The organism is Ruminobacter sp. RM87 (assembly GCF_000701925.1).
Classification (GTDB): Bacteria; Pseudomonadota; Gammaproteobacteria; order Enterobacterales; family Succinivibrionaceae; genus Ruminobacter; species Ruminobacter amylophilus.
Genome location: NZ_KL370837.1, coordinates 1 through 13,607, shown reverse-complemented (window position 1 = coordinate 13,607; position 13,607 = coordinate 1). Strand labels below are relative to the sequence as shown.

The 13,607-nt window shown below is 48.4% G+C and carries 10 protein-coding genes; 6 read left to right on the top strand and 4 right to left on the bottom strand.

The features are described from left to right. Positions 1–1,043, bottom strand: a 1,043-nt coding sequence (locus T489_RS15310) for a hypothetical protein (protein WP_198020489.1), incomplete at its 3' end; no start/stop codon positions are given. Between the two features lie 218 nt (positions 1,044–1,261). Further along, positions 1,262–2,347, bottom strand: a complete 1,086-nt coding sequence (locus T489_RS0112900) for a hypothetical protein (protein WP_031580411.1) — start codon at positions 2,345–2,347, stop codon at positions 1,262–1,264. Between the two features lie 443 nt (positions 2,348–2,790). Between T489_RS0112900 and purT the strand changes: the two genes are divergently transcribed. Then, positions 2,791–3,972, top strand: coding sequence for a formate-dependent phosphoribosylglycinamide formyltransferase (gene purT / locus T489_RS0112890; protein WP_031580408.1), 1,182 nt, complete (start codon positions 2,791–2,793; stop codon positions 3,970–3,972). Positions 3,973–4,159: 187 nt separating this feature from the next. Here the strand turns inward: purT and T489_RS0112885 are convergent, their stop codons facing one another. Then, on the bottom strand, positions 4,160–4,945 hold the full coding sequence (locus tag T489_RS0112885) for a hypothetical protein (RefSeq protein WP_031580407.1): 786 nt from the start codon (positions 4,943–4,945) through the stop codon (positions 4,160–4,162). Between the two features lie 374 nt (positions 4,946–5,319). Here T489_RS0112885 and T489_RS0112870 point away from each other — a divergent pair, with 374 nt between their 5' ends. The 3 genes from T489_RS0112870 to T489_RS0112860 all read left to right on the top strand — a co-directional run bounded on the left by T489_RS0112870 (position 5,320) and on the right by T489_RS0112860 (position 8,798). Further along, positions 5,320–6,753: an MATE family efflux transporter gene (locus T489_RS0112870; protein WP_037320245.1), complete on the top strand. Its 1,434-nt coding sequence runs from the start codon at positions 5,320–5,322 to the stop codon at positions 6,751–6,753. A 92-nt stretch (positions 6,754–6,845) separates the two neighbouring features. Continuing rightward, positions 6,846–8,021, top strand: a complete 1,176-nt coding sequence (locus tag T489_RS0112865) for a MalY/PatB family protein (RefSeq protein WP_031580405.1) — start codon at positions 6,846–6,848, stop codon at positions 8,019–8,021. Positions 8,022–8,186: 165 nt separating this feature from the next. Then, positions 8,187–8,798 (top strand): hypothetical protein, encoded by a 612-nt coding sequence (locus T489_RS0112860; protein ID WP_031580404.1) that lies wholly within the window; start codon positions 8,187–8,189, stop codon positions 8,796–8,798. Positions 8,799–8,949: 151 nt separating this feature from the next. Here the strand turns inward: T489_RS0112860 and T489_RS0112855 are convergent, their stop codons facing one another. Beyond that, positions 8,950–9,531, bottom strand: a complete 582-nt coding sequence (locus T489_RS0112855) for a hypothetical protein (RefSeq protein ID WP_031580403.1) — start codon at positions 9,529–9,531, stop codon at positions 8,950–8,952. A gap of 664 nt (positions 9,532–10,195) precedes the next feature. On the opposite strand from T489_RS0112855, the gene T489_RS0112850 reads away from it, so the two are divergent. Both T489_RS0112850 and T489_RS13890 read left to right on the top strand, forming a co-directional pair. Continuing rightward, positions 10,196–13,009 (top strand): heavy metal translocating P-type ATPase, encoded by a 2,814-nt coding sequence (locus T489_RS0112850; RefSeq protein ID WP_051622162.1) that lies wholly within the window; start codon positions 10,196–10,198, stop codon positions 13,007–13,009. A gap of 406 nt (positions 13,010–13,415) precedes the next feature. After that, a partial coding sequence (locus tag T489_RS13890; RefSeq protein WP_037320230.1) for a hypothetical protein occupies positions 13,416–13,607 on the top strand: 192 nt, incomplete at its 3' end.

Sequence of the window (13,607 nt, the reverse complement as noted above, 5' to 3'; positions counted from 1 at the left end):
TTTGCCTTGGCTTCGGCTTCTAATTTAGCCTTTTCGGCTTCTGCCTTTGCTTTGGCTTCGGCTTCTAATTTAGCCTTTTCAGCTTCTGCCTTTGCCCTGGCTTCGGCTTCTAATTTAGCCTTTTCAGCTTCTGCCTTTGCTTGGGCTTCAGCTTCCTGTTCAGCCTTTTCAGCTTCTGCGTTTACTTTGACTTCGGCTTCCTGTTCAGCCTCACTCACAGCTTCGGCGGCCTCGGCAAGACGCTTCTGTTCCTCTTCTGCCTGTTTAGCCCGCTCAATTTCAGCCTGCTTATCCTCAATGGCTTTCACGTTTTCATCAGCCTTTTTGATAATGCGTGATGAAACGTTCTTTTCAGGATCCTTAACCGACTGGGTCACATCCAGAGCCTGGGACTTCTTTCTGCTGGGCTGAACACTGACAGTACTGAGATGTTTTTCCGCATCATCAATAACGACAGAAGAATTCTTCTTTTTCTGAAGTTTTTCGGAAGTATCAACAGTTTCCAGAACGATAGGCCTGGTTTCTTCAGCCGTAACCGCCTGTTCGGCCGGCTTTTCTTCAGCCGGTGCAGTAGTCTCAGGTGCTTTTTCCGGAACAGCATTATTCACCTCGGCAGCACCTGACTGAACAGTCTCTTCCTCTTCCTCATGTTCAATGGTAACAGTTGCGGTTCCGGCTCTTGCAATCTCAATCGCGTCGTTCTCAACTGAATTACTGTTGGAGTAACGCGACGTACTTATGGTAATCATGCCGTCAGCTGTATCTTCCGAAGCACCAGTGCTGTATTTCATGCTGCCGGCGAGTTCAACGTCATCCGAAAACTCAACTGAAAAATGATCCATGCGTTTCTTTTTAACGGAAGCCTTTGGTGCTGCGACAGCTGTTTCCGGAACATTATTACCGAGCTCCGCAACGGCGGCGCTTTCGGCAACAACCGCCTGTTCTGCAGAAACTGCGGACTGATTTTCCGTCTCGGAGGCATAGGCCTGTGCAAATATGGCCAGAATAATGGCCATCACCGATATCTGTCTGTAATTGCTCATAAGACGACTCCTTTTGGTCTGCGTCCATTCCGCACCGGTGACTGACAGTCACCGGAAAATTAAACATTTAACGTTTTTCATCTGCGTAATAAATATGTCGGATATTTCATCATCGCATTCTGAAAAATTCCGGTTCCGTTATTTATTCTCAAATATCAGGGATTTCGGGAAAACAATCATAAGAAAAAATCCCGCCCTTTTTATAATCAGTGTCTGCTTTACTTTTGGGTACCTGCATCAGACTTTTTATCAGCAGGATCCTTAGCCTTAACTTCGGATTCAGGACGTTTAGGTTTCGGCTGAGCAATGCATTTAACCGACTTTCTCAGTTCTGCAAGTTCCGCTTCACCTTTTTTACGTTCCTCATCAGAAAGTTTTTTATTTATTTTTTCAAAAAATTCATTGGAGCCGTATTCATTTTCAAAGATGGTTCCCTTGGCGCATTCCATAGCTCTGCCGGCCCAGGCATATGCCTTTGAATCATCCAAAATACCGAATCTTGAGGTATCATATGATACGGCATATTCCCCCATTGCCAGAATGTCACCGCTGTATGCCAGCTGCTTCAGGAAAGGTTCAGCTCTTGCAAACTCCTCTGCATTCTTTGCCTTCATGTAATAACCGTACATGTTCCACAGTGACTGTCCGCGCATGACTCTGACATTGTCATCATCTGATTTTGATTCAATAATAGGTTTGTAATACTCGTATGCCTTGCTGATTAAGTCGGCACGGACATCAACAGGAGTTACCCTGGACTGATAGTAGCGTGCAAGCTCGAATTTTGCTTTCAGATTGTCCGGTTCATCAGCCAGCTTAACCAGTTCAGGGAGTTCAACAGTCTCTCTGAACTTGCCGATCTGCATCTTGGTGACCAGCATTCTGAGAATGCCTTCAGGTGACTTGTCTTCTGCAAGGGCATTCAAATATTTAACCATATTCAGGTCTTTACCGTTATTCTCCACATTGTCACGATCATACTGGGTAATCACGTACATGCTCATCGCGTCAAGATTTCCGCCCTGTGCAGCGAGATGAATGAAGTGTTTGTATCCGTTCATGTTTCTCTGAGTCTGGAAATCCACTTCCCTTACTCCGGCGAAATTCCATAAGGCCACAAGATACTGCAGTTCAGCATTGTCAGTGTTATTCGCCTCACGAATACATTCATTGTAAAGTTCTTTGTCGAAACGGTACTTTTTAACATCCGTCAAACAGTCAGCCGCGGCCGCACCGCTTAAAGCCAACAGTCCCAATCCCAATACCGCGGTCTGAATTTCTGAAAAAACCTTACTTAACATCATTTGTGTTCAAATTCCCCGATTATATCAACATTAATATTTTTCATATGTTCCGAAACAGTGCCTGTACAAAGCATTATTCAGACATCACATACCTATCATATTATATGTCATCCGCGCAGTCATAAGGGCCAATAGGGAATTTTTCATCGTCAAATAATGACTCTTGACACAAAAATCGGACATTACCGTCCCGTATGTATGCGACGCTCCTGCTCATAAGCACCTGTGTGAAGAGCCAAACCGCACTTTACGGCGGTATCCGGCAATTGATAGTCAACGTCTTTTATGGTATAGTTTGACGCAATTAAAAAAACAGAGGAAATATTTCCGGGATTCCCCTCAGAATCAGGCGCAATGCCGGCTTTCGGCATGAAATTCCGCAGTCTCCTCATGTTTCAGGTCAAACGGACACATAACTTACATATAGGAAAAGGTAAAACTTTATGCTCGGAACTCCATATTGTCAGAAAGCCACTAAGGCAATGCTTCTTGGTTGCGGTGAACTAGGCAAGGAAGTCTGCATCGAACTGCAGCGCTTTGGTGTTGAGGTAATTGCTGTTGATCGTTATGCCAACGCTCCAGCCATGCAGGTTGCCCATCGCTCACACGTAATCAACATGCTTGACGGTGATGCAATTGAAAAGCTGGTTGAACAGGAAAAGCCTGACTACATCATTCCTGAAATCGAAGCCATTGCCACCACCAAGCTGGTAGAGCTCGAAAAAAGAGGTTTCAAGGTAGTTCCAAGCAGCTTTGCGGCTCTTACCACCATGGACCGTGAAGGCATCAGAACCCTTGCTGCCGAAAAGCTCGGTCTCCCTACATCAAAGTATGTGTTTGCCGAAACTCTTGAAGAATTCAAGGCAGGCGTCGCCAGGATCGGCATTCCCTGCGTAATCAAGCCGGTAATGAGTTCATCGGGCAAGGGACAGAGCGTAATCAAGTCTGAAGATCAGATTGAAACCGCATGGAACAAGGCCCATGACGAAGGCAGAGGTCACAAGACCAAGGTTATCATCGAGGAATTCCTCAAGTTTGACTATGAAATCACCCTTCTGACAGTAAGCGCCGTGGACGGCATCCACTTCTGCGCTCCTATCGGTCACCGCCAGGAAGACGGTGACTACCGTGAAAGCTGGCAGCCGCAGGCCATGACCGAAGACCTCCTTGCTCAGGCCAAGGACATCGCCGGCAAGATTGTAGGCGCTCTCAACGGTCACGGTATCTACGGTGTTGAACTCTTCATCAGAGGCAGCGAGGTTCTCTTCAGTGAAGTTTCACCTCGTCCGCATGACACCGGCATGGTAACCATGATTTCCCAGAACTTCAGTGAATTCGCTCTTCACGTAAGAGCCATTCTCGGACTCCCGTGCGGCGGTCTTAAGTTCTACGGTCCGTCAGCTTCAGTGGCTCTTCTCGGTAACGGCACTTCAAAGAACATTACCTATAACAGGCTCAACGAAGCATTAAGCATCTACCCTTCAGCCCAGTTAAGACTCTTCGGCAAGCCTGAAATCAACGGCACCAGACGTCTCGGCGTGGTTCTCACTTCAGCTGATTCAGTTGAGGAAGCGGTAACCGAAGGCAAGAAGATCGCTGAAACCATCGAAATCAGCTACAACTGATTCTGAAAAGATATCCCGGGCTCCGCCGGGGTATCCGCATATCAGAACAAAGACAGGGCATCGGAATTATCCGATGCCCTGTCCGTATATGTTTCTTTAAAAGTCGGGGTTTTTCACGCTATCGGCGAAAATTATGAATACGGTTCATATTCTTTCCGTTCGCAGATTCACCCCTGCGGACAGCCTGCTATCTGCACAGTCCCGCCTCAAAACAGGTGGATTTCCGGCTGAGACGCCAGAAAAGACCTGCAGTCTTATTCCAGAAGCCGTCATATATAAGATTGTACGGCTGACCGAATGATTTTTCGTTAACGGTAAGCTTTACGGAAAAAATCTGTCTGTTTTCTTCATTGTCACCCCCCCTGAGCACCTCCACCTCGGTGGACTTTACGAGATCAGTGCTGAAATCGGTAGCTCCCGGAATCATATACCCCCTGCCCGACATGCCGTTGCGGCAGTTGTCGTAATAGCCATCAATGCCATGCTCCGCAAAACATCTGGCAACCTGCTCCTTTATATGATGAACCTGTCCGGTGTACTGATTGAAGTTATAGAAGAGTTCCTTCTTGCGGATACTTTCATAATATCCCGCCAGCACTCTGTCAGCCTCCTCCATGTCCACGTCTTCGGGATGATCAAGATATTCGTTTACGCCCCGGGCGACAGCCTGAAGGTTTATGTTTTCCCCGAGTTCCTTCAGCTGACCGGTTCCGTCTCTGATTTCCATTGCCAGATCGTAGCCGATGGTCATGGCCACTCTTTCTTCAAGGGTGTATTTTTTCATGTTCTCGGAGGGAACATAGTCTGCCGGCAGTTTTTCGGCAGTATCCTGATATTCGTCGGCAGTAGCCACGGTAACGGTATCCCCGGCTTCCGTCGCCCCCGTAACCACATCGGTCTGAGGTATCTCATCCGCCCATGCGGGAGCAAGCAGGGAAAGACAGAACGGAAAACATAAAGCTGTAATACGCATGATAATCAACCTTCTTATAATATGTATTATTCAGTAAAATCAGTCCGGCATACTTTACCTCAATGCTGATGAATGATTTTCCGGACCGTTTTTTTAAGGCAGAAGCCCTTGCCATTATATGTCACCGGGACGGTTATTACGGCAAACCGTCAGTTCGGCATCATAAAATCGTGGCTGACGTAACGAAACATGCCAAAAACCGCAATCCATCGATTAAAACCGCATGATTTATGCCTCTTCCGGTACGGATTTTTCCGGAATCATTTCGGCTCTGATGCCGGAAAGAGATTGTTTAGTGCTGTTCATCCAGTTCTGATATACTGTTATTTAAGGAAATGATTTTTTGTGGCAACTTCAGACAGAGGCTGTTTTCCATGAGCCGTAAAGATACCGGAAAGATACTCGCGTCCATGCTTAAAAGCACGGAATACATCAGCTGCGGAGCAAAAATCAGGCTGATTCTCGCCATGGCCTTTCCAGCCATGTGCGCCCAGATATCCCAGATACTCATGCACTACATTGACGCTTCCATGGTAGGTCAGCTCGGTCCTCTCCAGTCAGCAGCCGTGGGTCTGGTATCGTCTTCCATATGGCTTATCGGAGGCATCTGTCTTGCCGTGGTATCGGGATTTGCGGTACAGGTGGCCCAGAACATCGGCGCCTGCAAGCTGATCAAGGCAAGAGCCGCCACCAGCATGGGCTTCTTCTGTCTCATTACCCTGAGCCTTCTGCTTTCGGTAGTCAGCGCCGTTTCCGCTGACCGGGTTCCGTACATTCTCGGAGGAACCGAAGACATCGCCCCCATGGCGTCCTCCTACTTTCTGATATACATGTGCGCCTTTCCGGTACTGGTGATGAACATGTATGCCGCCAGTCTGCTTCAGGCGACAGGCAACATCAGAACTCCGAGCCTTCTCAATATCGGAGTCTGCATTCTGGACGTAATCTTCAACTTCATTTTCATATTTCCGACCCGCCGTTTAGAAATCCTCGGATGCACCCTCACGCTGCCCGGTTTTCACATGGGAATCACCGGTGCTGCCGCAGGAACCGCTCTCGCCGAAGGCGTCATCTGCGTAATCATGCTCTGGATGCTGCTCATCAGAAACGAACAGCTTCATATCAGACGGGAAAAGCTCTACATATCACCTCCCGTCATTTTCAGGGCTTTCAGGATATCAGCCCCCATCTGTCTTGATCACCTGGCAACCACCGGAGCCATGGTTGCCTCGGTTGCCATTGTCTCCGTACTGGGCACCAGAGCCATAGCCGCCCACAGCTTCGCCATCACGGCCGAAAGCTTCTGCTACATGATAGGCTACGGCACAGCCTTTGCCGGAACCTCCGTCATCGGTCAGTGCGTGGGAGCAAGACACCGGGATCTGGCCCGCAATTTTACCGTCATCATCACCGTAATCGGTGTCGGCATGATGACTCTTGCCGCCGTAGTCATGTACGTCACGGCACCGGTGCTTATCGGTCTGCTGACGCCTGATGAGGAAATCAGGGAACTCGGCACCGCGATCCTGCGCATCGAGGCCTTTGCCGAACCTCTTTACGGAGCCTCGATACTGATTGCCGGATGCATGCGCGGAGCCGGAGACACCATGATACCGGGACTGATGAACAGCGGTACCATGTGGCTCATAAGAATTCCGCTGTCCCTGCTGCTTGTAAAGACCATGGGACTTCAGGGGGTATGGGTTGCCATGGCGCTGGAGCTCTGTATCAGGGGCAGTCTGTTCTTGCTGAGACTCAGGGGCGACGGCTGGCTGAAGGCCTGCGACAGAAAAAAGTCCACGGTCTGACACCTGCCTCCCGGCATGCGGTTCATGATATGGTATTATCGGAAAACAGGCTCAGAGCCCGAAAAAACAGGATAAAAACATAAGGAGAATTTATGAGCAGATACGACTTCGATGCCGTTATCGACCGAAGCGGAACCAATTCACTCAAATGGGATGTTTCACATCCGGACGAACTGCCACTGTGGGTTGCGGACATGGACTTTTTAAGCTGTCCTGCGGTAACGGATGCAATTCTGAAAAGAGCTGAACACGGTATTTTCGGGTACAGCATCGTGCCGAAGGAATGGCATGAAGCCTATCAGAATTGGTGGCATGGTCATTACGGCTTCAGACCTGAAGCGGATTCGCTGGTTTTCTGCACCGGCGTGGTTCCCGCTCTTTCAAGCATGGTGCGCAAGCTGACCACACCGGCGGAAAAGGTACTGATTCAGACACCGGTATACAACATTTTCTTCAACAGCATTCTCAACCAGGGCCGATTTGTCATCGAATCCCCTCTCGATTACCGTGACGGCCGCTACTTCATCAATTTCGAAAGGCTGGAAAAGGATCTTTCCGCCCCGCAGTGCACCATGATGTTTCTCTGCAATCCCCACAATCCTGCAGGCAGAATCTGGACCCGGGAAGAACTTGCGGAAATCGGCAGGCTCTGCGCCAAACACTGCGTTATCGTGGTTTCCGACGAAATCCACTGTGATCTCACGGCACCGGGAACCTCCTACATTCCCTTTGCCTCCGTAAATTCAGAATGCGCCGGCAACTCCGTTACCTGCTGGTCTCCGGGAAAAACCTTCAATATGGCGGGACTCAACAGCGCCGCGGTAATGATTCCGAATCCGAAGCTGAGATATAAGGTCGAACGCGGACTCAACACCGACGAATGCGCCGAACCGAATGCCTTTGCGGTACAGGCCGCGATAGCCGCCTACACCGAAGGTGACGAATGGCTTCAGGAACTGCGCGCCTATCTTCAGGGCAACCGGGAATTCACCGTGAAGTACCTGAAGGAAAACCTTCCGGAAATATATCCGGTGCCGCAGGATGCCACCTATCTCATGTGGCTCGACGTTTCAGCATTTACGGATGATTCCCGCAGGCTCTGCGGTTTTCTGAAGGATGAGCATCATCTCTGGTTAAGCCACGGCAGTCAGTTCGGTTCCGGAGGAGAGCATTTTGTCCGTCTCAATACGGCGTGTCCGGGAAAGATTCTCGAAAAGGCTCTCGCAAGACTCACGGCCGGCTGCCTAAACTTTAGACAAAGACGGTAAAAATTGCCTGATAAGTCAAATGCCCAAATGTCTCTCAATTGATATGTATCAATGATTGTGCTATATTTTCTGAAAATGTTTACACATTTGATTTCATCTTAAATTACTCCAAAAAGGCATGGAATGGATACCATGCCTGTTTATTGCAGATAAAGGATAAAAACGATGATCCATTATAACGATGAACTTCTTACTTCAAATAATGAAGATGCCGTGGAAAGAAAGAAAAAGGAACTCAAAAAGGCTCCCAAGATAAAGGCTTCCGCAGTATCAGGTCTTTCCAATGAAGAACTTCTCAGAAAGAGCATTATCAGGGCATGGCGTCCGTACAAGGGGAAGATTTATATAGATCCGTTATTTGAAAGATATTCTGTCAAAAAATTTGATTTTTACAGCATCCGCAGCGTAATCACTGAGCGCTACTACTGCTACCCTGAAGTTGAAAGCTTCACCATCACCGACCTCGGCGACAGATCAGAGCACTACTGCTTCAACGGCTGCAAGGGCAATCTCAAAATCAGAGTATGTTTCGTGAAGCCGGGAGTAATTGCCGATGAACTCCTCGATCAGATGTACTTCATGGGCACCTACAGTGAATTCGCACTCTGGGAGCTTGATACCGGTGATTACGGCAGGGTTCTTGCCGAAAAGCACGGCACCTACAAATGCTTCGTAAGGGACAGCATGGCTCTTTTCATCGGTTCGGAAGGTGATGAGGAGGAAGCTCCTGCCAAAGCTGCTGCAGACGATGAACAGGAACAGCCTGCAGAAGTTTAATATATAAGGTTTTTAACTCACCGCCGGAACGCAGGCGTCATGCTTCTTACTGCTCTTTCGGTGGTGTGAGCAGAAAAAACCTCGGATTCTGAAAAAACAAAAAGACTGAACACACGGTTCAGTCTTTTTTTATGCACTCGGATTTTTTCCGTCAGATATAGGAACGGCGGTTTCTGTCACCGCAGAGAAGATCCTTTACCTCGGAAAGACGTGACTTTGCTTCACTGCCTGATTTTCCGGCATCGGTTCTGCGGTCTCCGCTTCCGGAATTCAAAGAGGTTCCGTAATTGCGGCCGCCCACTACCGCACTGCTTACCACCATGTCGTTTTCCAGCACCAGGGACGGAGTAATGTCAAGCTTTATCAGAGCCTTCTCGTGACTGCCGCTTTCCATCTTCAGCATGCCGTCGATGGTAACCAGTGACAGCACCCTGCCGTTGGGATCACTGAGATCCTCGTGCACGGCCCTGAGATTTACCGTGTAATCCGAAACACTTGTGGAAAGAACCTTTTTAAGGGTATAGCCTGAACCGTGGCACACCACGGTATTAAGAGCGCTTTCTGAAAGGTTGCCGTATGGATTTTCACTGTCATTGACGGTTGTGTATACAACACTGACAAGCGCGGCGGTGATAAAAAGAATCAGCCCCATCACTTTAATTCCCTTTTCTCTGAGCGACTGTCTGGCATAATTCAGTTCTTCAGTTTCATTTTTAAATCTGCTGTTTGGCATCTGCACTTCTCCTGTTCATCCGCAAAAGAGATTCTAACATACAATATGATTATGCTTCTCTTTTTATTCCGGATCCGACTGCATAAAATTTTCTGTGAATCCGCCTGTTCCTGCAGGATGCCTTAATCAGCATTTTCAGACGGCGTTAAATCAGGCCGTCTCATCCGCCCCCGGTTTCCGCCGGGAAATTACCGTTTAACTCAGGAAATCATGGAAGTCACCGGCAGAGATGACCCCGTAACTGCGGTAAAATGTCGGTACACCTCAAGTTTTCCGCAAAAAATTATCACTAAAGGCAATACTGCTCGCAAAGTATACAAAGAGAAATGATAATCATCACTAACTGTTATATTATAATCTCAGGTCCGCCTTTTCTGTTCTGTCCCGAAAATGCTCATAAAAAACACGAACTGACTGAACCTCCCCGGAATCGGAATGTCTTATGTACATATATACGGAAAACAGTCAGTCACTTAAACAGATATAACAATAATCAGTTCCGGTGTCATCAGCATACATAATAAAGCACCGGATTTCAGCACTTTTCAGGTCATACAGTTCAGAAATCAAATCATCAGTCCGGAAGTCCCGTATCTGAATTTTTTCAGCAGTGTCTTCAGGATGGCGCCGGGCCGGACAATGGACAACAGATAAGGAAAGCGTCGTGAATTCTTACAGCATCACAGGCATGAACTGTTCAGCCTGCAGCAATCATATCGAACAGACGGTAAAAAGACTTCCAGGAGTGACCTCCTGCGAAGTAAGTCTTATCACCGGGATCATGAACGTCACCGGCAGCGTCTCTCAGGAAGCGGTAATCAGGGCGGTTACGGAGCTGGGATACGGCATTACCGTCTCTGACTCCTCAGGAGGAAACATTCCGGATTACGTCAGCAGACTCACTCCTTCAGTAAAACCGATGCTCACCGGTTTTCTGATTTCTCTCGTACTCCTTCTGATTCTCATGTATCTTGCAACCGGACATCTGATGTTCGGCCTTCCTGCCGGTTCATTTTTCATGGACCGTCCTGACAGACTGGCATACACGGAACTGATTCTGACCTCGGCCATTCTGCTGATTAACGGCAGACTGCTGATAAAAGGCTACCGCGGACTTGTCAGAATGATGCCGACCATGGATACCCTGGTGGCCATCGGCGTATCCGCCTCATATCTTTATTCCGTGCAGAAAATCGCACTCCTCAACACCCTCATTTCCGCCGACATGACGGAACAGGCCGCAAAGCTTGCCCATAATCTTTATTTTGAGTCTGCGGCGATGCTTCTGGTTATCGTGGTGTTCGGAAAGATTCTTGAACGTTCAGCCAGAGGAAAAACCACCACCGCTCTGCGCGGTCTTCTGGACATTACCCCGAAAAACGCCCACAGAATCAGGGCCGGAGCTCACAGACAGGAAGAGGTAAACGATAACCCGCTGAATGCCGCCGAGGACGTTCCTGCCGCCGCCCTGAAAGTAAATGACGTCTTTATCGTGCTTCCCGGAGAATCAATTCCTGCGGATGCGGTAATCATTGAAGGATCTGGATCAATCAATGAATCAGGACTTACCGGTGAATCCATGCCCCGCGACGTAACAGCGGGCGACACCGTCACCGGAGCCACCGTAAACATTAATGGTCTGCTTAAATGCAGAGCCCTGAGAACAGGTTCTGAAACGGTGTTCAGCAAAATGGTGGAAACGGTAAAGGTAGCGCTTACCTCCAAAGCCCCGATCTCCAGAACAGCCGACACCATCTCAGCCTATTTTGTGCCTGCAGTCATCGTGCTGGCCATTCTGACATTCTGCGTATGGTATTTTCTTCTGAACGGAACCATGGCCGTGGCTCTGGAATACGCCACCGCCGTTCTTCTGGTAAGCTGTCCATGCGCACTCGGTCTGGCCACCCCGCTCGCCATTACCGCCGGAGCCGGCAAAGCACTCAGAAACGGTGTTCTCTTCAAGAATGCCGAATCACTGGAAAAAATAGGCAGGGTTAAATACATGGTTCTCGACAAGACCGGAACCATTACCGCAGGAACGCCTAAGGTAACCTCGGTAATCACCGTATCCGCCCTTTCCGTGGAAAACGTTCTGCATCTTGCCGGTATACTGGAAAGCTTCAGCAGTCATCCGGTGGCCAAAGCCGTGGCCGCTGAAAGCGGAATACATAATGCCGACACCTACGGTCTCATGGATGAAGGCATGAACGAGGTCATGAAAAAGCTGTACTCGGCCACCGATCCCGGATCAATAATGAACATCACTGAATTTGCGGAAGTGACAAGCGGAGGCGTTCACGCAACGATAAACGGACACCGCTTCTTCATCGGCAATCAGGATTACATCAGATCAAAATCCGTTATCAGCGCCGATATAGGCGAAATATGCAATGACATGTCAAACAAGGGGGATACCACGATACTTCTTGCCACCGAACGGGAAATTCTGGGCATCATCTCCGTATCCGACGTCATCAGGGACAATGCCGCCGAATCAGTGGCCCTGCTCTACCGTCAGGGCATAACTCCGATAATGCTTACCGGTGACAACATCTTCAGTGCCTCCGGCATTGCCGAAAAGGTGCATATCAGGAATCTCAAAGCCAACTGTCTGCCGGAAGACAAGGCTCAGGTGATAAGAGAACTGCGCGGAAAGGGAGTCACCGCCATGGTCGGCGACGGCATCAACGACGCCCTGCCTCTTACCGAAGCCGACATCGGCATAGCCGTTGCCTCAGGTTCAGACATTGCCATTGACGCCGGGAATGTGGTACTGGTGAAAAACACCATGCTCAACCTGATAAAAGCCATCAGATGCGGACGCAGAACCTTAAGAACCATCAAGGAAAATCTCTTCTGGGCACTCTGCTACAACATTGTGGGACTGCCTCTGGCTGCCGGAGCCCTGAGTTCCTTCGGACTGAGACTCACTCCGGTCTTTGCAGCCTCATGCATGGCCGCATCAAGTCTCATCGTGGTTGGCAACTCCCTCAGAATATTCCTGACGGACATTTCCGAAAAGAAGCTGACCGAAGATGCGAGAAATGAAAACGAAAAGATCTCCGCCATGGGTGAAGCTTATTTCAGACCTCACCTCAACGTGATAACCAGCGACAGGAAGGAACCGGCACCGGTACACAAAAATACGGTTCCGGCGGATCCCGTCTTCAGCGGATTCATGGGAATAACGCCGGATTCTCCTGTTTCTCACGCTCAGAAAAACACCGAAGCGGAAACTCCCGATGAAAACATGGTTCACTATGCCAATCTCATCATTGACGGCATGGTATGCGAACACTGTGAATCAACGGTATGCGAAATTCTGAGAAAGCACGTAAACATCATAAACATCGTGATTTCACACAGAAGAAACGCGGCAGTCGCTGAATACAGGGGAAACTTCGACGAAGCCACCGTAAGACGGGAGCTCAGCCTTGCAGGCTACAATCTCGTTAACGTGTTCAATGACAGTATGTAATCCTCCGGCTATGAATTTCTGATTACCGCCGCCATACAGACCGTACCGTTCATATACTGAAGGTGCGGTTTTTCAGGTTATGAAAATGCAAAGAAAAGATGAATACCGTAACTCATTACATCCGTCATGATGACTGACCGAAACGGCATCGTCTGACGTTTTCCGTTCTCCTGGCCCCCGGATAAATACATGATAAAACCGATACTGAATGGAAAAGGTACTGATACGGATAATGAATAAAGGAACAAAAAAGGCAGCCTCACGGCTGCCTTTCCCGAGTTTGATACCAAATCGTTAAAGACCTCTTGAAAAAAGAGGTTTTTCTTTAAATATTTATGTTGTGTATACGTAATGTATATGATATAATATTCTTGAGATTGTTTTTTGATTTTCAAGGAGTCCAGAAATGTTTGTTCGCAGAATTAAAAGAGCCAATGGACAGGTAAGCATTGTTCTGGTTGAAGGCTATCGTGAAAACGGCAAAGTTAAGCAGAGAACAGTTGAATATCTTGGGACAGAATCAGAACTGACAAAGAACGATCCGGATGCGGTTAACAAACTTATTGAAAAATATAGAAATGAGCAGAATAAAAAAGAA

Excerpts from the sequence above, each read along its gene's own strand:
- T489_RS0112900 (WP_031580411.1), bottom strand. The coding sequence starts at position 2,347 with ATGATGTTAAGTAAGGTTTTTTCAGAAATTCAGACCGCGGTATTGGGA.
- purT (WP_031580408.1), top strand. The coding sequence starts at position 2,791 with ATGCTCGGAACTCCATATTGTCAGAAAGCCACTAAGGCAATGCTTCTT.
- T489_RS0112885 (WP_031580407.1), bottom strand. The coding sequence starts at position 4,945 with ATGCGTATTACAGCTTTATGTTTTCCGTTCTGTCTTTCCCTGCTTGCT.
- T489_RS0112870 (WP_037320245.1), top strand. The coding sequence starts at position 5,320 with ATGAGCCGTAAAGATACCGGAAAGATACTCGCGTCCATGCTTAAAAGC.
- T489_RS0112865 (WP_031580405.1), top strand. The coding sequence starts at position 6,846 with ATGAGCAGATACGACTTCGATGCCGTTATCGACCGAAGCGGAACCAAT.
- T489_RS0112860 (WP_031580404.1), top strand. The coding sequence starts at position 8,187 with ATGATCCATTATAACGATGAACTTCTTACTTCAAATAATGAAGATGCC.
- T489_RS0112855 (WP_031580403.1), bottom strand. The coding sequence starts at position 9,531 with ATGCCAAACAGCAGATTTAAAAATGAAACTGAAGAACTGAATTATGCC.